Origin of the sequence: Pseudomonas farris, assembly GCF_019145235.1 — a bacterium.
In the GTDB taxonomy this organism is placed as follows: domain Bacteria; phylum Pseudomonadota; class Gammaproteobacteria; order Pseudomonadales; family Pseudomonadaceae; genus Aquipseudomonas; species Aquipseudomonas farris.
In genome coordinates this window covers 74,632-93,715 of sequence record NZ_JAHSTV010000014.1, presented here as the reverse complement: position 1 = coordinate 93,715, position 19,084 = coordinate 74,632, and the positions used below count along the sequence as shown (strand labels likewise).

Below are 19,084 nucleotides of genomic sequence, written 5' to 3'. Positions count from 1 at the left end.
CTACAAGTGTCGGTAATTGATGCTGGGGCTGGCCGCGACCGGGCCGCTCCGTATAATGCCGGCATCGCCACTGGTATGGATTAACGGATTGCATATGACTGAACAGCGCCCAATTGCGGTCCTGGGAGGCGGAAGTTTTGGTACCGCCGTGGCTAATCTGCTGGCCGAGAATGGGCATCAGGTCCGGCTGTGGATGCGAGACCCCGAACAGGCCGAGGCCATTCGGGTCAATCGCGAGAACCCGCGTTACCTCAAAGGCATCAAGATTCTTCCGGCGGTGGAAGCGGTCACGGACCTGCAAGCCACCCTGGAGGCCTGCGACCTGTGCTTCGTCGCGCTGCCGTCCAGCGCGCTGCGCTCGGTCCTGGTCCCTCACGCCGAGCGTTTGAGCGGCAAATTGCTGGTGAGCCTGACCAAAGGCATCGAGGCTCACACCTTCAAGCTGATGAGCGAGATTCTCGAAGAGATCGCCCCACAAGCGCGCATCGGCGTACTGTCTGGCCCGAATCTGGCTCGTGAAATCGCCGAACACGCGCTGACCGCCACGGTGGTCGCCAGTGAAGACGAAGAACTTTGCCAACGGGTTCAGGAAGCGCTGCATGGCAAGACCTTTCGTGTGTACGCCAGCGCTGACCGCTTTGGCGTGGAATTGGGCGGGGCGTTGAAAAACGTTTACGCGATCATCGCCGGCATGGCGGTGGCGCTGGGCATGGGTGAAAACACCAAGAGCATGCTGATCACCCGGGCGCTGGCGGAAATGACCCGCTTCGCGGTGAATCAAGGCGCCAACCCGATGACGTTCCTTGGGCTGGCGGGCGTGGGCGACTTGATCGTGACGTGCTCGTCGCCGAAAAGCCGAAACTATCAGGTCGGGTTTGCCCTCGGTCAGGGTTTGAGCCTTGAGGATGCGGTGACGCGTCTTGGTGAAGTCGCCGAAGGCGTGAACACCCTGAAGGTGCTCAAGGCCAAGGCGCAGGAAGCGGGCGTGTATATGCCGCTGGTCGCCGGATTGCATGCCATCCTCTTTGAAGGGCGCACGCTGGAGCAGGTCATCGGTCTACTGATGCGTGCCGAGCCTAAAACCGACGTCGACTTTATCTCCACCAGCGGTTTCAACTAAACACCCCATCTACAGGGCAGGGAGCAAGACATGAATGATCCGAAAGTAGAAGCCAAGTACGAATCCATCCTGCTGCGGGTGCTGTGGATGATTGTCTATGTGCTGGTCTGGCAAGTGGCGCAATTGATCCTCGGTGCGGTGGTATTGGTGCAGCTGATCTATCGTTTGATTTATGGCGCACCGAGCGCCAGCCTGATGAACTTCGGCGACAGCCTGAGCCAGTTTCTGGCGCAGATCGGTCGTTTCGGCAGCTTTCACAGCGACCAGAAGCCTTGGCCGTTCGCCGACTGGCCGACGCCGCGTACACCGGAAGGTGAAGCTCCGCACGTTGTGGCGCCAGCACCGCATCCGGCCCGAGATGAGGAGCCAAAACTATGAAACTCTGGGTATTGCGTCATGGCGAAGCCGAACCTCACGGCACTCGTCCGGACTCCGAGCGGGCATTGACCGTCAAGGGGCGTGAAGAGGTGTTGCGCACTGCCGCCCAATTGATCGGAAAGCCGCTCACCGCCATTTATTCCAGCCCTCTTCTGCGAGCGCAGGAGACGGCAGAAATTGTGCGTACGGCGCTGGGTTTCGTGCCCGAGATTCGCACGGTCGACTGGCTGACCCCGGATACTGATCCGGACAAAGTGGCGGAGCAGCTTGTATCGGTGAGTGATGTCCTGCTGGTCAGTCACAATCCGCTGGTGGGCAACCTGCTGAGCTATCTGCAGCACGGCGCTGGCTATCCACCGGAAAAAGTCAGCACCGCCGGGCTGGCCGAGCTGGAGAACAATGAACTGCTGATCGGGTCGATGAAGCTCAACGGCATCAAGCACCCATAGTTCCCGACGAACCCGGGCTAATGTGGGAGCGGGCTTGCTCGCGAAGGCGGTGTGTCAGGCAACAATGGTGTCGACTGATACGCCCTCTTCGCGAGCAAGCTCGCTCCCACAGGTTAAGTGTCGCTCCTGATTTTTTTGTGTGAAATAGTCAACCAAGCACTTGCTTGGTTGACTACGCTTGCTCCAGACAAAAAATAAAGGAGCAAGTCGCATGTCTGCTGCTTCCCGTTTGCCATTGGACGCCTTCTACGAGCGTGAAGCCCGTCATCCCCGCCAGCGCTTTCTGGTCCAGCCAATGGGGGGCGGCCAGGTCGAAACGCTGACCTGGGCCGACGTCGGCCATCAGGCGCGCTGTGCCGCCCACTGGCTACGGGCTCGCGAATTGCCACAAGGCAGCCATATCGCGCTGATCTCGAAAAATTGCGCCCACTGGATCATCGCCGACCTGGCGATCTGGATGGCCGGGCATGTCTCGGTGCCGCTATATCCCAATCTGACCGCCGATTCCGTGGCTCAGGTACTCAATCACTCCGAAGCCGCGCTGGTGTTCATTGGCAAGCTGGATGACTGGCCGGGCATGTCCACTGGGGTCAACCCCGACCTGCCGACCATCAGCCTGCCGCTGTGTCCGGCCGGCACTTTCGATTTCAGCTGGGCCGATCTGCAGCGCAGTTCGCCGATTCAGGACGACCCCAAACCCTTCGCCGATCAACTGGCGACCATCATCTACACCTCCGGCACCACGGGCCAACCCAAAGGCGTGATGCACAGTTTCGGCACCTTGGGATTTGCCACCACCCGCGGCACGCAGTTATTCGGCCTGAATGAGTCGGATCGCCTGCTGTCCTACCTGCCGCTGTGCCACGTCGCCGAGCGGATGTTCGTCGAGTTGGCGTCGATCTACACCGGGCAAACAGTATTTTTTGCCGAGAGCCTCGACACTTTTCTCACTGATTTAAAACGTGCCCGGCCCACCGCGCTATTCGGTGTGCCGCGGATCTGGACCAAATTCCAGATGGGCGTTTACAGCAAGATCCCGGCTAAACGCCTCGACTTTCTGCTCGGCTTGCCCTTCATCGGCAAACGGGTAGGGCACAAAGTCCTCGCCGGGCTGGGGCTGGACGCCTTGCGCATCGCCTTGTCCGGTGCTGCGCCCGTGCCGCAGACCTTGCTGCGCTGGTACCAAAAACTGGGGTTGGATGTGCTGGAGGTGTATGGCATGACCGAAAGTTGCGGTTATTCCCACATCGGCCTGCCGGGTCAGAACAAACCCGGCTGGATCGGTAAGCCATGCCCGGAAGTCGAAGTGCGCATCGAGCCGTCTGGTGAAGTATTGGTGCGCAGCGGCGCGACCATGCTCGGCTATTTCAAGGAACCTGAGAAAACTGCCGAAGCCATCACCGAAGACGGTTTCCTGCGCACCGGTGACAAGGGCGAGGAAGACGCCGAAGGCAACCTGCGCCTGACCGGGCGCCTGAAGGAAATCTTCAAAACCAGCAAAGGCAAATACGTTGCCCCGGCACCGATTGAAAATCGCCTGGCGGTGCATGCGCGGATCGAACAAGTGTGCGTGGTTGGCGATGGGCTGAGCGCACCACTGGGGTTGTGCGTGCTGTCGGCGGTCGGTCAGCAGGACGCGAAGGGGTCGGCTCGGGCGGGTTTGCATTCGAGTCTGGAAAAACTGCTGGAGGAGGTCAACGGCGTTCTCGACAGGCATGAGCGCTTGCGCCGGTTGGTAGTGGTCAAGGACAGTTGGGCGGTGGAAAACGGCTTCCTGACACCGACCCTGAAGATCAAGCGCAACATGATCGAAGCGGCTTACGGTGCTCGGTTTGCAGAATGGAGCGAGCGCAGCGAGGCGGTGCTGTGGCAGGATTGAGCCACGAACAACTCCAACAAAGGAACGTAACGATGAGTCTGTGGCGCACCACTCCCAACGTCGAGCAGTTGAACGCAATCCAGAAAAACACCATCGGCGAAGTGCTGGATATTCGCTTCGAAGCCTTCGATGACGAGTCCCTGACCGCAAGCATGGTCATCGACCATCGCACGCACCAGCCCTATGGTTTGTTGCACGGCGGCGCCTCCGTGGTGCTGGCCGAAACCGTTGGCTCGATGGCCAGTTACCTGTGCATCGACGCCAGCAAGTTTTATTGCGTGGGCCTGGAAATCAACGCCAATCATTTGCGCGGCCTGCGCAGTGGGCGAGTGACGGCGGTGGCCAAGGCGATTCACATTGGCCGCACGACCCATGTCTGGGATATCCGTTTGAGCAGCGACGAGGGCAAGGCCAGTTGTGTGTCGCGGTTGACCATGGCGGTGGTGCCGGTGGGGGAGAATCCGCCGGCGCGTTGAAGCAGCAAGATCAAAAGATCGCAGGCTTCGGTAGGAGCTGCCGAAGGCTGCGATCTTTTGATCTTTTAATTTTGGCGGCGACATCTCCTACCACCATTCCTGGCAGTTATGGTCATTGCTGTAGGACATGGTCTTACGGACAATCAACCCCCGTTCTCGCTCATGGATTTGCAGGTATGTCGCAACAGATATTTTTCGCCCACGCCAATGGCTTTCCTTCGGGGACCTACGGCAAGTTGTTCGTGGCGCTGGCGCCCGAGTATCAGGTGACGCATCTGGAGCAGCACGCCCACGACCCGCGCTTTCCGGCGGACGACAACTGGAACAATCTGGTGGATGAGCTGCTTCATCACCTCAAGCAGCAACCGGAACCGGTCTGGGGCGTCGGTCACTCCTTTGGCGGCGTGCTGCACCTGCACGCCGCCTTGCGTTGCCCTGAGCTGTATCGCGGCGTGGTAATGCTCGATTCGCCGGTGCTGACCCGCGCCGATCAATGGGTGATCCGGGCCGCCAAGCGCTTCGGTTTCATCGATCGGCTGACCCCCGCCGGCCGTACGTTGGGACGACGGGAAGAGTTTGCCGATCTGGACTCAGCCCGCCTGTATTTCGCCGGTAAAACCCTGTTTCGTGGCTTCGATCCGGAATGCTTCGAGGCTTATCTTCAACATGGTTTGCACAATGTCGGTGGCAAGTTGCGCCTGCGTTTCGACCCGGCCACGGAAATCAGCATCTACCGTGGCGTGCCCCACACCAGCCCCGGTCGGGCACGGCAGTTGAAAGTGCCGCTGGCGGTGGTTCGCGGGCACAAAAGCCGTGTGGTGATGCGCCATCACGCCCGTTCCGTCGGGCGCATGCCCTTGGGCGAATCCTTGACCATGCCCGGCGGGCACATGTTTCCCCTCGAACGTCCACAAAACACGGCCACGCTGCTGAAGAATCTGTTCAGTCGCTGGGACGGTCGCAGCCAACAGGATTGCGCATGAACAGCGTCGTCGAAGAAGTTCGCCTGAGCCTGCCGCATATCGAGTTGGCGGCGCACTTGTTCGGGCCCGAGGACGGCTTGCCGGTGATCGCCTTGCACGGCTGGCTGGACAACGCCAACAGCTTTGCGAGGTTGGCACCGAAGCTCAAGGGTTTGCGCATCATCGCGCTGGATATGGCCGGGCATGGTCACTCGGGGCATCGGCCGAATGGCGCCGGTTACGCGCTGTGGGACTACGCCCACGATGTGCTGCAAGTGGCCGAGCAGTTGGGGTGGAAACGTTTTGCACTGCTGGGGCATTCCCTGGGGGCGATCGTCTCGCTGGTGCTGGCCGGGTCGTTGCCGGAGCGGGTGACTCATCTGGCCTTGATCGACGGCATCATTCCTCCTACAGACAAAGGCGAAAACGCTGCCGAGCGCATGGGCATGGCCCTGCAAGCGCAGCTGGATCTGCGGGACAAACGCAAACCGGTCTACAACACCCTCGATCGCGCCATCGAAGCACGAATGAAAGGCTTGGTGGCGGTCAGTCGCGAAGCCGCCGAACTGCTGGCCCAGCGTGGCTTGATGCCGGTGCCGGGCGGTTATACCTGGCGCACCGACAACCGCCTGACCCTTCCATCGCCGCTACGTCTGACCACTGAACAGGCGATGGCCTTCGTCCAGCGTGTCAGTTGTCCTGCACATCTGGTGGTCGCGGCTGACGGCATGCTCGCCAAACATCCCGAGTTGCTGGAACGTCTACCCTTTAGCCGTGAACAGTTGCCTGGCGGCCATCATTTGCACCTGAATGACGAACCCGGTGCCGACCTTGTCGCAGACTGTTTCAATCGGTTCTTCGCCGTTCCTTGACTTGCGCCCGGCAACTGTCGAGGCTGGGCGGGTTGAAATGGGAGACAACCATGATAGATCTGTACACCGCTGCGACCCCGAATGGCCACAAGGTCTCTATCGTGCTCGAGGAACTCGGCCTGCCCTATACGGTGCATGCCTTGAGTTTCGACAAAAAGGAACAGAAGTCCCCGGACTTCCTCAAGATCAATCCCAATGGCCGGATTCCGGCGATTGTCGACCGTGCCAATGGCGATTTCGCCGTGTTCGAGTCCGGCGCGATCCTGATTTACCTCGCCGAGATGACCGGCAAACTGCTGCCCCAGGACCCCAAGGGGCGCTCGGTGGTGTTGCAGTGGTTGATGTTCCAGATGGGTGGGATCGGGCCGATGCAGGGCCAGGCCAACGTGTTTTTCCGTTACTTCCCGGAAAAACTCCAAGGCGCCATCGACCGTTATCAACATGAAACCCGGCGCTTGTATGAAGTGCTCGACACGCGTCTGCAAGCCGTAGAGTTTCTGGCGGGCGAATACAGCATTGCCGACATTGCCACTTTTCCGTGGGTTCGTGGCCATGAATGGTCCGGTGTCGCGGTGGATGGCTTGTCAGCCCTGCAGCGCTGGATGGCGACCATGGAGGCGCGCCCTGCGATCCAACGCGGTTTACTGGTGCCCGAGCGCATCGATGACGACAGTGTCATCAAGGGTGCCCAGGCCATGCTGATTCGATGAGTCTCTCCATGCGTTCACTCACTCTGCTGGCGCTGTGTTGTTTCAGTCCTCTTTTATTTGCCGCTGATATCCCTGGCAGTCAGGACCTGCCGATCGTGCCGCGTATGGCCGATGCGCAGATCGTCGACTATCGCCCGGCTGTCGAGCTTGAGCGGATCTACCCGCTGGGTTCTATCCGCAAGATCAGTGGTCAGTTGCGCTTTGACGGCCAAGTCACCGCCCGGGGTCAAACCACCTCGGTGACCTACGAATTACCACCGGAGCATTCCTCTACCGATGCCTTCACCAACGCTCGCGAAGCCTTGCAAAAGCAGGGCGCCGAGTTGTTGTTCTGGTGCCAGGCCCGGGATTGTGGCGAAAGCAGCCTGTGGGCCAATGAAGTCTTCGGTAATGCCAAATTGTATGGCGCCGATAATCAGCAGGCTTATTTGCTGTTGCGTCTGGCGGCCCCTCAAGACAATACGCTCGTGGCGCTTTACAGCATCACGCGCGGTAATCGCAGGGCTTATCTGCACGTCGAACAGTTCGATGCCACGGCGCCGCTGGGTGATTTGCTGCCAACTTCCGCGACCTTGCTGCGGCAGCTCAAGAGCACCGGTGAACTTGATTTTCCCAAACTCGACGGTGACCCTGACGACACCTGGCTGCGTTTGATTTCCCGAGGCCTGAACCTGGACACCACATTGCGCGTCAATGTTTCGGGGCCCAATGCTGAAGCCTGGCGCCAGGCGCTGATCGGCCAAGGCGTACGGTCGGCACGGATGGAAACCGGCAACGTCGAAGGCTCTGGCCTGCACTTCGAGCTGTTGCGGTAAGCTTCATTGGGCGAACGTGTTCTGCGCATTCGCCTACTCTTCGTTGACTGACTTTTTCGTCTGACTTTTTTCGGGATCATACATGCCCAATAACGATCGGCTGTTGGTGCAGATTCTGCTCCTGGTGCTGTTTGGCGCGAGCTTCTGGGTAATGGCGCCGTTCTGGTCGGCGCTGTTCTGGGGGGCGGTGCTGGCGTTTGCCAGTTGGCCGCTGATGCGTTTGTTGACCCGTTGGCTCAATGGCCGTGAATCCCTGGCGGCGCTGTTACTGACGTTGGGCTGGATGTTGTTGGTGGCAGCACCGCTAGTGTGGCTGGGCTTCAACCTGGCGGATCATGTACGCGATGCCACGGTGTTCATCAAGGATGTGCAAGTCGACGGTCTGCCTGAAGCACCGACCTGGCTGGGCAGTATTCCCTTGGTCGGCGAGCGGTTGGTGGGTATCTGGAACAGCATCGATCAGCAAGGCGCAGCGATGATGCTGGCGATCAAGCCTTATCTGGGGCAGGTCGGTAACTGGTTGCTGGCGCGCAGTGCACAGATTGGCGGTGGCATCCTCGAGCTGACGTTGAGTATTGTCTTTGTGTTCTTTTTCTACCGGGACGGTCCGCGGTTGGCGGTGTTTGTCCATGGGTTGCTGGAACGGCTGATTGGCGACCGCGCCGGGTATTACATAGACCTGGTGGCGGGCACGGTGCAGCGGGTGGTCAATGGGGTGATCGGTACGGCGGCGGCTCAGGCCGTGCTGGCGTTGATCGGTTTCCTGATTGCCGGCGTGCCTGGGGCGCTGGTGCTGGGGATTGTGACGTTTTTGCTAAGTCTGATTCCGATGGGGCCGCCGTTGGTGTGGATTCCGGCCACGGCGTGGTTGGCCTGGAAGGGTGAGTACGGGATGGCGGTGTTCCTCGGGATCTGGGGTACGTTCATCATCAGCGGAGTCGACAACGTACTTAAGCCGTACCTGATCAGTCGGGGCGGGAATTTGCCGTTGGTGATTGTGCTGCTTGGGGTGTTTGGCGGGTTGATTGCGTTCGGGTTTATCGGTCTGTTCATCGGCCCGACGTTGTTGGCCGTGGCTTACAGCCTGCTGACCGATTGGAGCAAGAGTCAGGCTCGGGTCGAGGATCGCCGGCCCTGAGGCGCTGGCACTGAACACCTTTGGGGGCGAGCTTGCTCGCGATGAACGATGACGCGGTGTATCTGATCATGCGGGCCTTGCGACTCACATCGGCTCCGGTGGCCCAATCAGTCTTCCCATCACCCCAAACAACCCCAGCTCCCGAATCGCTTCCAGTTCCCCCTGCGTTTCCACCATCTCGGCAATCAACGGCAAATCAATGCTGTTGGTTGCCCGGAAAATCGCCTCGATGAACAGGCGTTTGTCAGTCTGTTCATCGATGCCCCGAATATAGGCTCCGTCGATTTTCAGGTAAGCCAGCCCCAACTGCGTCAGGTTACCGATCTGGTTGAAGCTACCGCCGAAGTGCTGCAGCCCGATGCGATAACCGGTGTTGAGCAGACTGTGGCTCAGACGTTGCAGTTCTTCGGGGGGCGGCAGTTGGCGTTCGTCGATTTCCAGGGTCAGCAGTGGCGCGAGTTCCGGCAGTGATTCCAGCAGATCGAGAATTTGTTGCAGCTGCGCTTGATCGCGCAGGGTGCTGCCGGAGAGGCTCAACGCGAGTGGCCAACGGTTGGCGGCCAGATATTCGAGAGTGGTTTCGAGCATCACCAGATCGAATCGTGCCGACCAGCCAAGGCGCTCGATCCACGGCAGGAAATGTCCGGCGGCGATCGCGTCGCCTTGCGGGTCGAGCAGGCGCGCGAGGACTTTGTGATGCAACACCTGGCTGGTATCGGCGCACTGCACCACCGGTTGAAAATACAGCTGCATCTTGCCCTCGGTCAGCGCGTCGTCGATCCAGCTGCGCCAATCGTGTTGGGACTGGTTCGGCGCGGTATCGGAATGGGTCATGTGTATCCACGGCCGCTCGGGGTGTTGCCGGGCCTGGGTCAGCGCTTGATCGAGGCGCAGCAGCACGTCGTTCGCCGGTTCGCCGGGGTGATAGGCGACCACGCCCAGATGTGCCACGGGCATGCAGTCGCTGGCACCGGTCAGGCGCAGGTTTTCCAGGGTGGCGCTGATTTCGGAAGCCAGGCGTGCAGCATCCTTGCTGTCCAGGCCCGGGGTCAGCAAGCTGAATTCGCCACCGCGATTGCGCGCCGCGAGCCAGGTTCGACGTTCTGGTGGCAGCGTCAGGCGTTTGAGCAATTCGCCGACGGCGCCAATCAGGGCATCGGTGCGCTGACCGCCCAGACGTTGGTTGAGGCCGATCAGGTCATTGATCCGCAGCATGAGCAAATGGCCGTCGCGGCTTTGCTCGGAAACCAGTAATTGGTCGGCCAGTTGTTCATCCAGCAAACGCCGGTTGGCCAGGCCCGTGAGGTTGTCCTGATAAGATTCGGAGCGCAGTTTTTCGCTGCGCGCGGCTTCTTCGGCGAACAACGCTTTGAGCTTCTCGACCATTTGGTTCATGGCCAGCACCACGCGTTTGAGTTCCGGTGTGCGCGGCAGTTTCGGCAAACTGCGAAACTCGCGTTTGCTGATGGCTTCAGCCTGTTTGACCATGTTGTCGAGCGGGCGCAATTGCCGGCGCAACAGCCAGCCACCAAATACCGCGCTAAGTAACCCGCAAATCAGCAACCAGATCAGGCTGCCGAGGGTACTGTCCCAGAGTTTGGCCAAGGCGAATTGCGGATTGCTCAGCACTTCGACCCGAGCCGCTTGCTCCCAGCCACGCATGATCAGCGCATCGCCACCCTGTGGACGCAGGTCAACCAGACTGACGAACCAGCCGGGAACACCCTCGATTTGCGGCGGTGCGCTGCGTTCCACCAACACTTGTTCATCCACAATATTGACGACCCGGATGCTGCTGAAATAACCACTGTCGAAAATCGAGCTGACCATCAACTCGATCATCGCCGGGTCATCGATCTGTGCAGTCAATGACAAGCCCAGCGCCGTGGCGGCGTCCTGGGCGTGGGAGCGCAACTGGCTGAGCGTCTGTTCGCGAGAGCTTTCCAGGCTGACAAAAAAACTGCCGCCGAAGGCCACCAGCAAGAACAGGCAAATGGCGAGAAACAACTGTTTACGCAGTGACATAAACGCTCCTTGCAGTAGCGGCTAGCCTTCGCCCACGGCGAACCCTTCAAATTGCATTTTTTTCAACACGTCTTGCCAGCGCGACAGTTTTTTCGAGTCGCTGCTGCGTTTGCCACCATGGGCTCCCGGCAAGTACAGGCCTTCGGCGTTAAAGGCGTACACCGGCAACAGGTCTTTGCGTTGGGACGCGGGGCGGATCTCCCCGGTCAGATTGTCCAGCACCAGCGGGTCGGCCGTGGGGCTGCTGTAGAAGGTCAACACCATGTGCGCCTGGTTCTGAGTCAGGGCCTTGACGTAGGTGATGCGCAGTTTCTCGCTGGGAATGCCTAGGTGACGCAGGCTGAAATATTTCGCCAGGGCGTAGTCCTCGCAGTCGGCGGCGCCCTTGATCAAGGATTCGACGGGCGTGGCCCAGTAATCGGTCTGACGCCAGATACGCGTGTCGTCCTGAAAGCTCAGTTGTTGATTGAAGAAGCGATTGACCGCGTTCAGTTGTTCGCGCTCAGGCTGGTTGCGTTCGCTTTGCAGCATTTGACTCCAGGCCTCGATCCGTCCCCGGGCCAGGCCAAGGGGGGCGTAGCGTTTTTCGGCCGTTTGCAGAATCTGCGCAAAGTCCCAGTCGGCCCATACGCTGCCCAACCCTGCCAGCAGAAAACTCGTCAGCAGCAGCCATCCGCCGAACCGAAGTCGGAGCGTTGACCATCCTGGACTACGCGGACTGCGGGACATGTCTGGCTGCTCGGGTGCAGATGTCTGAAGTCTAGGCGGTGTTTTCAGCGAGGAAGGGCAGGTCGTCGGACGAAAGACGCAGAGTCGATGATCGTTCCCACGGGGACCGTGGGAACGATCAATCTCAAGATTTGTGCAGGGTTTTCTGCTTGAGGATATAAACCGTCACCAGCACTGCACTGGTCAGCATGAACCCGCGCGCCCACGGCAGGGGCACCAGATAGCAGGAAAGCAGGATGCTCGCCCACATCAATCCGATGGCGTAGACCTTGCCCTTGAGCGGAATGCCATTGCCGCTCAGGTAGTCGCGAACCCACGGCCCCAGCCGTGGATGTTCAACCAGCCACTGATAGAAACGCGGCGAGCTGCGGGCGAAACAGGCGGCCGCCAGCAACAGGAACGGTGTGGTGGGCAGCACCGGCAGGAAAATCCCGATCACCCCCAGCGCTACGCTCAGCCAGCCGATGGCCAGCAGGACGTAGCGCAACATCAGGGGGCGGTTGCCTATGGGGTTGTCCATAGGCAAAACCTTAGTGGTGACGTGGCTTGAGAATCGCCGGTTTTTCGTCTGGCGCCTGGCACAGCAGGTACAGCGCGGTCAGGGCTTCCGGGATCTGCACGATCATGTCGTCCATCAGGTTGGCGTCTTTGGCGATGTCTTCGAACTCTGGCTGTTCGTCGAACAGACCGGAACCGACCATGATCGGCAGCAGCATTTCGCTGACTTCGTCTTCGGCGGTTTCGAACCAGGCGGCTTCGCGCAGGAATACGCCTTCCATGAAACCGATGCACCAGCCGCGCAGGTCGGAGTCATCCGGCTCTTCGCCCAAGTCCAGGTCACACGGCAGCTCGAACTCTTCGTCGGACGCCAGTTGGCGGGCGATGTGCGCCTTGAGCAACAGCAGGGTGGATTCGATCGCTTCACGCTCGGTGTCGTCGGCGTAATGCGGCTCTTCGGCGAAGAGTGCGTCGATCCATTCACGGTCGGGAACGCTTTCGGAACAGATCGACAGCGCGGTGAGGTAGCCGTGGGCGGCCACGTAGTCCAGCGCCTCGTCATGCAGCTCGTCGGCGTCGAGGAAGACTTGCAGGCGGGTTAGTTGCTCAGCGAAGGACATTAAAGGGCTACCTTGGGGAATATACGATGCGGGAATTCTAGGCCTTCTTGAGCGCTCAGGCCAGCCGCTCGGCATATTTGCCCCTATGCAGGCATGCGGGACACTGCATTCCCTGTGGGAGCGAGCCTGCTCGCGATAACGACATAACATTCAATAACAATATTGACTGGCCCACCGCTGTCGCGAGCAGGCTCGCTCCCACAAGTTGGCTTTCATGTGTCTTCTCAGCGGCGCCCTTTGCCGGACAGGCGTCGGGTATACTCGCGCGTTTTGTGATGCCCTGCTGGCGTCACGGCTGAAATGTGCAGCGTCATGCAATGCGCACTTACGATTTGTCGGTGCAGCTTTCATGATTCTGAACCAGCCTTGCAGGGATGTTTCGGTGATTTTTGGAGTTTTTATGCTCGAACAGGCTCAACGCGTCCTCAAGGACATCTTCGGCTACGACAGTTTCCGTGGCCGTCAGGGTGCAATCATTGAGCGCGTGGCCAGTGGCGGCGACGCCCTGGTGCTGATGCCTACCGGTGGCGGCAAATCCTTGTGCTTCCAGGTGCCGGCACTGCTGCGCGAAGGCTTGGCGGTGGTGGTATCGCCGCTGATCGCGCTGATGGACGATCAGGTCGCCACCCTCGAAGAGCTGGGCGTCGCTGCGGCGGCGTTGAACTCCACGCTGAGCGCTGAGCAACAGCGTGATCTGGCGGCGCGGATCAAGCGCGGCGAGGTGAAAATGCTCTACCTGGCGCCCGAGCGCCTGGTTCAGCCGCGCATGCTGGCGTTCTTGCAAAGCCTTGAAATCGCCCTGTTCGCCATCGACGAAGCGCATTGCGTGTCCCAATGGGGTCATGACTTCCGTCGGGAATACCTGCAGTTGGGCCAGTTGGCGGAATTGTTCCCCAGCGTCCCGCGTATTGCCCTGACCGCGACGGCCGACAAGCGCACCCGCGAAGAAATCGTCGATCGCCTGCATTTGCAGGATGCCGAGCGCTTCCTCTCGAGTTTCGACCGCCCCAACATTTTTTATCGCATCGTGCCCAAGGAACAGCCGCGCAAGCAGTTGCTGGCGTTCCTCGCCGAGCGGCGCAGCGATGCGGGTATCGTTTACTGCCTGTCGCGCAAAAAGGTTGATGAGGTAGCGGTGTTCCTCAGCGAGCAGGGTTTCCCGGCGCTGCCGTACCACGCCGGTCTGCCCAACGACACGCGGGGCCATCACCAGAAGCGCTTCCTCAACGAAGAAGGGTTGATCATGGTCGCCACCGTGGCGTTCGGCATGGGCATCGACAAGCCTAACGTACGTTTTGTCGCGCACCTCGATTTGCCGAAGTCCCTTGAGGCCTACTACCAGGAAACCGGTCGCGGCGGTCGTGATGGCCTGCCGGCGGATGCCTGGATGGCGTACGGCCTGCAAGACGTGGTGATGCTCAAGCAGATGCTGCAAAACTCCGAAGGCGACGAGCGCCACAAGCGTCTGGAGCAGCACAAGCTCGACGCCATGCTCTCGCTTTGCGAAGAAACCCGCTGCCGCCGACAGACCCTGCTCGCGTACTTCGACGAAGACATGCCCGAGCCCTGCGGCCATTGCGACAACTGCGTCGACGGCGTACAGACCTGGGATGCCACCGAGCCGGCCCGTCAGGCGCTGTCGGCGATTTACCGCACCGGTCAGCGTTATGGCGTCGGTCATCTGGTCGACGTATTGCTAGGCAAGGACAACGAAAAGGTCCGCAGCTTCGGTCATCAGCATTTGTCGGTATACGGTGTAGGCAAAGCGATGGGGGAAAGCGAATGGCGCTCCTTGTTCCGCCAGCTTGTTGCCCGTGGTCTGGCCGACATCGACCTCGAAGGCTACGGCGGGCTGCGCCTGAGTGACACCTGTCGGCCGTTGCTCAAGGGCGAAGTGACCCTGGAACTGCGCCGCGACCTCAAGCCGCAAACCACCGCCAAAAGCAGCAAGAGCCAGGCCAGCCAACTGGTTCGCGGCGAAGAACGCGAACAGTGGGAAGCCTTGCGTGCCCTGCGTCGCAAACTGGCCGAAGAGCATGGCGTGCCGCCGTACGTCATCTTCCCCGACTCGACCCTGCTGGAAATGCTCCGCAGCCAGCCGACCTCGCTGGCAGAAATGGCCACGGTCAGCGGCGTTGGTGCGCGCAAACTGGAGCGTTACGGCGAGGCCTTCCTCGAAGTGCTCGGCGGTCAGGTCGAGGCGCCGAAAGTGGTGGCCGATGTGCGCCACGAGCTGATCACACTGGCTCGGGCCGGCATGACACCGTTGCAGATCGCCGGTCAGCTGCAATGCTCGGAAAAGAACGTCTACGCGATGCTCGCCGAGGCGATCGGCAAGCAGCAGTTGTCGCTGGAACAGGCGCTGGATCTGCCGGAAGAGTTGATGGGTGAAGTCCAGGACGCTTTCCTCGACGGTGAAGGCGAACTGCCGCCCGTGTCGGAGATTGCCGCGCTGTTCGCAGGGAGAGTTCCGGAAGGTGTTTTGTATTGCGTTCGTGCCGCCCTGCAGTCGGAATTCGAAGTCTGAATGACCTGCGGCACAGATGTAACGATTCAGTACAGAGCAAGCCTTGCCTATAGCCAAAGGTCATGCTTAGCTGACTAATAATTAGTTTTTCTCTATTTTCAGTCTAACCATGAGTGTTTTATGCCGTTAACCGATCAACACCGCTTTGGCATGCAACTGGCCCAGATGTCTCGGGGCTGGCGTGCCGAACTGGACCGCCGACTGGCTGGCCTGGGTCTGTCCCAGGCGCGCTGGCTGGTGTTGCTACATCTGGCGCGTTTCGATGATGCCCCCACCCAGCGAGAACTGGCGCAAAGCGTCGGCGTCGAAGGGCCTACCCTGGCTCGATTGCTTGACAGCCTGGAAAGTCAGGGGCTGGTGCAGCGCCAATCCGTGCTGGAAGACCGTCGGGCGAAAAAAATCGTCCTCTGTGCCCCGGCCCGGCCCTTGATCGAACAAATTGAAACCATTGCCACTCAATTGCGCCACGAACTGTTCGAAGGCGTCGATGAGGCGGATTTGAAGGTCTGCATGCGAGTCCACGGGCACATCCTGGCCAACCTGGAAAAATCTTGAGGCACAACCACGCGCCGGACTTTTGAGATACCCCGTTGGGCAGACTATAAAGAACTACTAGGCAATATCGTGTTCGTACCGGATGTGCGAATACGTACAGGTTGGTTCTGGTTATCTAAGGGATGCTCATGCTCGAGAGTTGGCACGTTGTATTGCGGTGTTGCACCAGGCTGCTGCTGGTCGGTGGTGCCGTCACTTACTCGGCATTGGCCCCTGCGCTGGGGTTGGGCGAGATCACCCAGCATTCGGCGTTGAATCAGCCGTTCAATGCCGACATCGCCCTGGTGGACGCCGGTGGTCTGGAAGAGGGCGAGCTATCGGTCAGCCTGGCGACGGCGGACGAATTCAGTCGCGCTGGCGTCGAACGGGTGTTCTTCCTCAACGACCTGAAGTTCACTCCGATCCTGCGGGGCAACCGCAGCTTGATCCGGGTAACTTCCAGCAAACCGGTCAAGGAGCCCTTCCTGAATTTTCTGGTTCAGCTCAATCAGCCCAACGGGCGTTTGCTGCGCGAGTACACAGTGCTGATCGATCCGCCGGGTTCGCCGGGCATTGTTCCCGTCAACGACGACCCCGCGCCGCGCCCTCAGTCTTCCGCGTTCCCGTCCGTCGAACCGGCTGTTGCACCGCCACCTGCTGCGAAGGCGGCGACGCCCAAGCCTGATGTCGAAAAACCAGCTGCTGCGCCCGCGAATGATGCTGTTGCCGAACAACTGGCCGCGAGCGTGCTGCAGAACCAACAGTTGCAAAAGACCATCGATGAACTCAATGCGAAGCTTCAGGCTCAGGACGAGCAGATCGCCGGCCAGAAAAAGCAGGTGATCGAGCTGCAAACCCAATTGGCGGAAGTCAAACAGGCATCGGTAGAGCCGGTCGCTCCCCAGGTGACGGCACCGGTTTCCGTTGTCGTAGAGGAGTCTGAACCGACTCCGTGGCTACTGATCATCGGGTTGCTGGCGGTGGTGGCGTTGGCGTTGCTTGGTGTATTCATTCGCCGTCAACGACAGCAGGTTCAGGCTCAGGTCCAGCCCGAGCCGTTACCCGTGCTGCCGTCGCGTCATGAATCGGTGCTCAGCCGCGCAACAGAACCGGCCAGTCCGGCGCCCCGGCCGCAACCGCTAGCCGGAGCGGCCGAAGAGATTCCCGCAGGCGACGTGCTGGAAGGGGTGGGTATCTATCTGGCGTATGGCCGTTTGTCCGAGGCAGCCGGTTTGTTGCGAGATGCATTGGTCAGGGAACCTCAGCGCACCGATCTGGCTGTGCAGTTGTTGGAAGTCCTCGGTAAACAGGGCGACGTCCAAGCTTATGATGCGCAAGAAAGTAGCCTGCGAGACGCCGGGTTCGATGCACAGCAACTTCAGGACATCCGCGCCCGCCATCCGAAACTGATCAGCGCCGCACCGGTGGTCGCTGCCGTGGCAGTGGTTCCTCCCACGCTTGCAATCCCTGAAGCGGCACCGAGCGATGAGTTCCAGTTGAACCTCGATGACCTGTCGATGGATTCGAATTGGGACCTGATCAGTCCCTTCGAAAACTCATCATCCAGCGCTAAACCGTCGAATGAGTCAGAGCAGGTAGACGACTCCGGGTTCACTTCGAATCTGCATGTGTTGCCCGATGTCTTCGAAATGCCCGAGGAGCCGACGCTGGACGAGCCCGAGCTTGAGTGGATCGCCGAACCTGACGCTCAGTCTCTGGACGAGGCCTTTCTCAACGAGTTCAGCGATCCCGGCCAGCCGCTGGAGCTTGAGCCGCTCAGTGCTGAATTGATGGATCTTGAACCGGCGGGGCCTAGCAGTGCGGGTAAACTTGAACAGGCCCAGACCTGCATCGACGACGGCGATCTGGACAGCGCCATCGAGTTGCTTAACGAGCTACTCAAGGAAGGCGATGAACCGCTCAAGGAGACGGCCCGGACGCTGTTGGCCGGTATTCGATAACACCTGGCCTCGCTCCTGTGAAACCGCCTGTTCGTCCGCATCATTAACACCGACGCTGAAGCGCACTTTACCGCTATTGCCCCTCAGGCTCAGGAACTTTGCCAATCATGACCGCATGTAAACCGGAAATCGTCATCACCTATTGCACGCAATGCCAATGGCTGTTGCGCGCCGCGTGGCTGGCCCAGGAACTGCTCAGCACCTTCGGCGATGACTTGGGCAAAGTGTCCCTGGTGCCCGGCACCGGTGGGGTTTTTCACATTTTCTGTGACGATGTGCAGCTTTGGGAGCGCAAGGCCGATGGTGGTTTTCCCGAGGCCAAGGTGCTCAAGCAGCGAGTCCGCGATCAGATCGATCCGGACCGCGACCTGGGCCACAACGACCGCACTCAGTGAGACGCGGCTTCTGCCGCCACGGCGTTCTTGCTTGAACTGCCGGACAACCGGCTCGAGACCACGATAGCCACGATAATCAGTGCACCGCCGATCAACATGCGCAGGGTCGGGTTTTCGTCAAACAACAGCCAAGCCAGAGTGATGCCGTAAACCGGCTCCAGAGCAAACACCACTGACGCAGTCCGGGCTTTGATCACCGCCAGGCTGGCGACGAACAGGCTGTGGGCGACGCCGGTGCAGAACACCCCGAGCAGTCCGATCCACAACCAGTCGATGGCGCGCACTTCGCTCAACTGCGGCGCCGCCACCGGCAGCAGGCAGATCGCAACCACCACGTTCTGACACAGAGCAGCCTGCACCGGCGGAGTTCGTCCGGAGCTGGCGCGGTTGGTCAGAGACAGCAGGGCGAACAGCAAGCCGGAAGCCACCGCCCACAACAGGCCAGTGGTGGCGCCGCTGGCCAGATCGAAATCCGGCGTGACCAGTACCAGTCCAATACTGACCAGCACCACCAGCAGGATTTCATTGGCGCGGATGCGCTCGCGGAAGATCAGTCCTTCGAGGACCACGGTAAACGCCGGGAAACTGGCAAAACCCAGGGTCGCGATCGCCACCCCGGCCACCTTCACCGCGATGAAAAAACTCACCCAGTGCCCGGTCAGCAGCAAACCGCTGAGCAGCAGGCGGCGCAGGTCCACTGCATCGAGTTTCTGCCAACGGGTATTGCTGGCGAACCGTGCGAAAAACGTCAGGGCGAGGACGGCAAACGCGGCACGGCCGAACACGATGATGGCCGGCGAGGCAGCGGCGAGTTTGCCGAATACGCCAGTCAGGCCGAACATCAGTGCACCGATATGCAGAGCGCCAAGGGCGGTACGGGGAGTCATTGCAATCCTTAACGACAAACGAACAAATGTGTAGGAGCTGCCGAAGGCTCGGGCCGCGTTCGGACGATCTTTTGATCTTGATCTCCAAAAACAAGGTCAAAAGATCGCA

Annotated in this window: 19 protein-coding genes; 14 read left to right on the top strand and 5 right to left on the bottom strand. The window is 60.0% G+C overall.

The genetic code is table 11. From position 1 onward, the window contains the following. Positions 1-94: 94 nt before the first annotated feature. The 10 genes from KVG95_RS25780 to KVG95_RS25735 all read left to right on the top strand — a co-directional run bounded on the left by KVG95_RS25780 (position 95) and on the right by KVG95_RS25735 (position 8,799). Positions 95-1,120, top strand: a complete 1,026-nt coding sequence (locus KVG95_RS25780) for an NAD(P)H-dependent glycerol-3-phosphate dehydrogenase (RefSeq protein ID WP_052966904.1) — start codon at positions 95-97, stop codon at positions 1,118-1,120. Between the two features lie 30 nt (positions 1,121-1,150). Then, on the top strand, positions 1,151-1,498 hold the full coding sequence (locus KVG95_RS25775) for a DUF4389 domain-containing protein (RefSeq protein ID WP_052966905.1): 348 nt from the start codon (positions 1,151-1,153) through the stop codon (positions 1,496-1,498). After that, positions 1,495-1,947 (top strand): phosphohistidine phosphatase SixA, encoded by a 453-nt coding sequence (sixA, locus tag KVG95_RS25770; protein ID WP_217858405.1) that lies wholly within the window; start codon positions 1,495-1,497, stop codon positions 1,945-1,947. The genes KVG95_RS25775 and sixA overlap by 4 nt, the downstream gene beginning before the upstream one ends. Positions 1,948-2,158: 211 nt before the next feature. Continuing rightward, a complete protein-coding gene (locus tag KVG95_RS25765; RefSeq protein ID WP_217858404.1) occupies positions 2,159-3,826 on the top strand; it encodes an AMP-binding protein in 1,668 nt (555 codons plus the stop codon). 32 nt (positions 3,827-3,858) lie between these two features. Then, positions 3,859-4,302: a hotdog fold thioesterase gene (locus tag KVG95_RS25760; RefSeq protein ID WP_052966908.1), complete on the top strand. Its 444-nt coding sequence runs from the start codon at positions 3,859-3,861 to the stop codon at positions 4,300-4,302. Between the two features lie 176 nt (positions 4,303-4,478). Then, positions 4,479-5,285: an alpha/beta fold hydrolase gene (locus KVG95_RS25755; protein ID WP_217858403.1), complete on the top strand. Its 807-nt coding sequence runs from the start codon at positions 4,479-4,481 to the stop codon at positions 5,283-5,285. After that, positions 5,282-6,136 (top strand): alpha/beta hydrolase, encoded by an 855-nt coding sequence (locus KVG95_RS25750; protein WP_217858402.1) that lies wholly within the window; start codon positions 5,282-5,284, stop codon positions 6,134-6,136. The genes KVG95_RS25755 and KVG95_RS25750 overlap by 4 nt, the downstream gene beginning before the upstream one ends. Before the next feature lie 50 nt (positions 6,137-6,186). Further along, positions 6,187-6,846: a glutathione S-transferase family protein gene (locus KVG95_RS25745; RefSeq protein WP_217858401.1), complete on the top strand. Its 660-nt coding sequence runs from the start codon at positions 6,187-6,189 to the stop codon at positions 6,844-6,846. 8 nt (positions 6,847-6,854) lie between these two features. Beyond that, positions 6,855-7,661: a DUF4892 domain-containing protein gene (locus KVG95_RS25740; protein ID WP_217858400.1), complete on the top strand. Its 807-nt coding sequence runs from the start codon at positions 6,855-6,857 to the stop codon at positions 7,659-7,661. An 82-nt stretch (positions 7,662-7,743) separates the two neighbouring features. Then, positions 7,744-8,799: an AI-2E family transporter gene (locus KVG95_RS25735; protein WP_123360272.1), complete on the top strand. Its 1,056-nt coding sequence runs from the start codon at positions 7,744-7,746 to the stop codon at positions 8,797-8,799. An 84-nt stretch (positions 8,800-8,883) separates the two neighbouring features. Here KVG95_RS25735 and lapD read toward each other — a convergent pair whose 3' ends face one another. The 4 genes from lapD to KVG95_RS25715 all read right to left on the bottom strand — a co-directional run bounded on the left by lapD (position 8,884) and on the right by KVG95_RS25715 (position 12,671). Beyond that, complete coding sequence (gene lapD / locus KVG95_RS25730; RefSeq protein WP_217858399.1) at positions 8,884-10,824, bottom strand: cyclic di-GMP receptor LapD; 1,941 nt, start codon at positions 10,822-10,824, stop codon at positions 8,884-8,886. Positions 10,825-10,845: 21 nt separating this feature from the next. Beyond that, the gene (gene lapG / locus KVG95_RS25725) at positions 10,846-11,553 is read right to left on the bottom strand and encodes a cysteine protease LapG (RefSeq protein WP_052966913.1); all 708 of its coding nucleotides are present in this window, start codon (positions 11,551-11,553) and stop codon (positions 10,846-10,848) included. 124 nt (positions 11,554-11,677) lie between these two features. Further along, complete coding sequence (locus tag KVG95_RS25720; protein ID WP_052966914.1) at positions 11,678-12,073, bottom strand: YbaN family protein; 396 nt, start codon at positions 12,071-12,073, stop codon at positions 11,678-11,680. A gap of 10 nt (positions 12,074-12,083) precedes the next feature. Next, positions 12,084-12,671 (bottom strand): UPF0149 family protein, encoded by a 588-nt coding sequence (locus KVG95_RS25715; RefSeq protein WP_038979493.1) that lies wholly within the window; start codon positions 12,669-12,671, stop codon positions 12,084-12,086. A gap of 400 nt (positions 12,672-13,071) precedes the next feature. Between KVG95_RS25715 and recQ the strand changes: the two genes are divergently transcribed. The 4 genes from recQ (at position 13,072) to KVG95_RS25695 (ending at position 18,088) form a co-directional block, all read left to right on the top strand. Continuing rightward, positions 13,072-15,198: a DNA helicase RecQ gene (recQ, locus tag KVG95_RS25710; protein ID WP_217858398.1), complete on the top strand. Its 2,127-nt coding sequence runs from the start codon at positions 13,072-13,074 to the stop codon at positions 15,196-15,198. Positions 15,199-15,318: 120 nt separating this feature from the next. Next, positions 15,319-15,753: a MarR family transcriptional regulator gene (locus KVG95_RS25705; protein ID WP_007895007.1), complete on the top strand. Its 435-nt coding sequence runs from the start codon at positions 15,319-15,321 to the stop codon at positions 15,751-15,753. Between the two features lie 128 nt (positions 15,754-15,881). Continuing rightward, complete coding sequence (locus KVG95_RS25700; protein ID WP_217858397.1) at positions 15,882-17,693, top strand: motility hub landmark protein FimV; 1,812 nt, start codon at positions 15,882-15,884, stop codon at positions 17,691-17,693. A gap of 107 nt (positions 17,694-17,800) precedes the next feature. Continuing rightward, positions 17,801-18,088, top strand: a complete 288-nt coding sequence (locus tag KVG95_RS25695; protein ID WP_217858396.1) for an Rdx family protein — start codon at positions 17,801-17,803, stop codon at positions 18,086-18,088. Here KVG95_RS25695 and KVG95_RS25690 read toward each other — a convergent pair. Next, the gene (locus KVG95_RS25690) at positions 18,082-18,975 is read right to left on the bottom strand and encodes a DMT family transporter (RefSeq protein WP_217858395.1); all 894 of its coding nucleotides are present in this window, start codon (positions 18,973-18,975) and stop codon (positions 18,082-18,084) included. The two genes, KVG95_RS25695 and KVG95_RS25690, sit on opposite strands and share 7 nt — an antisense overlap. Between the last annotated feature and the right edge of the window lie 109 nt (positions 18,976-19,084).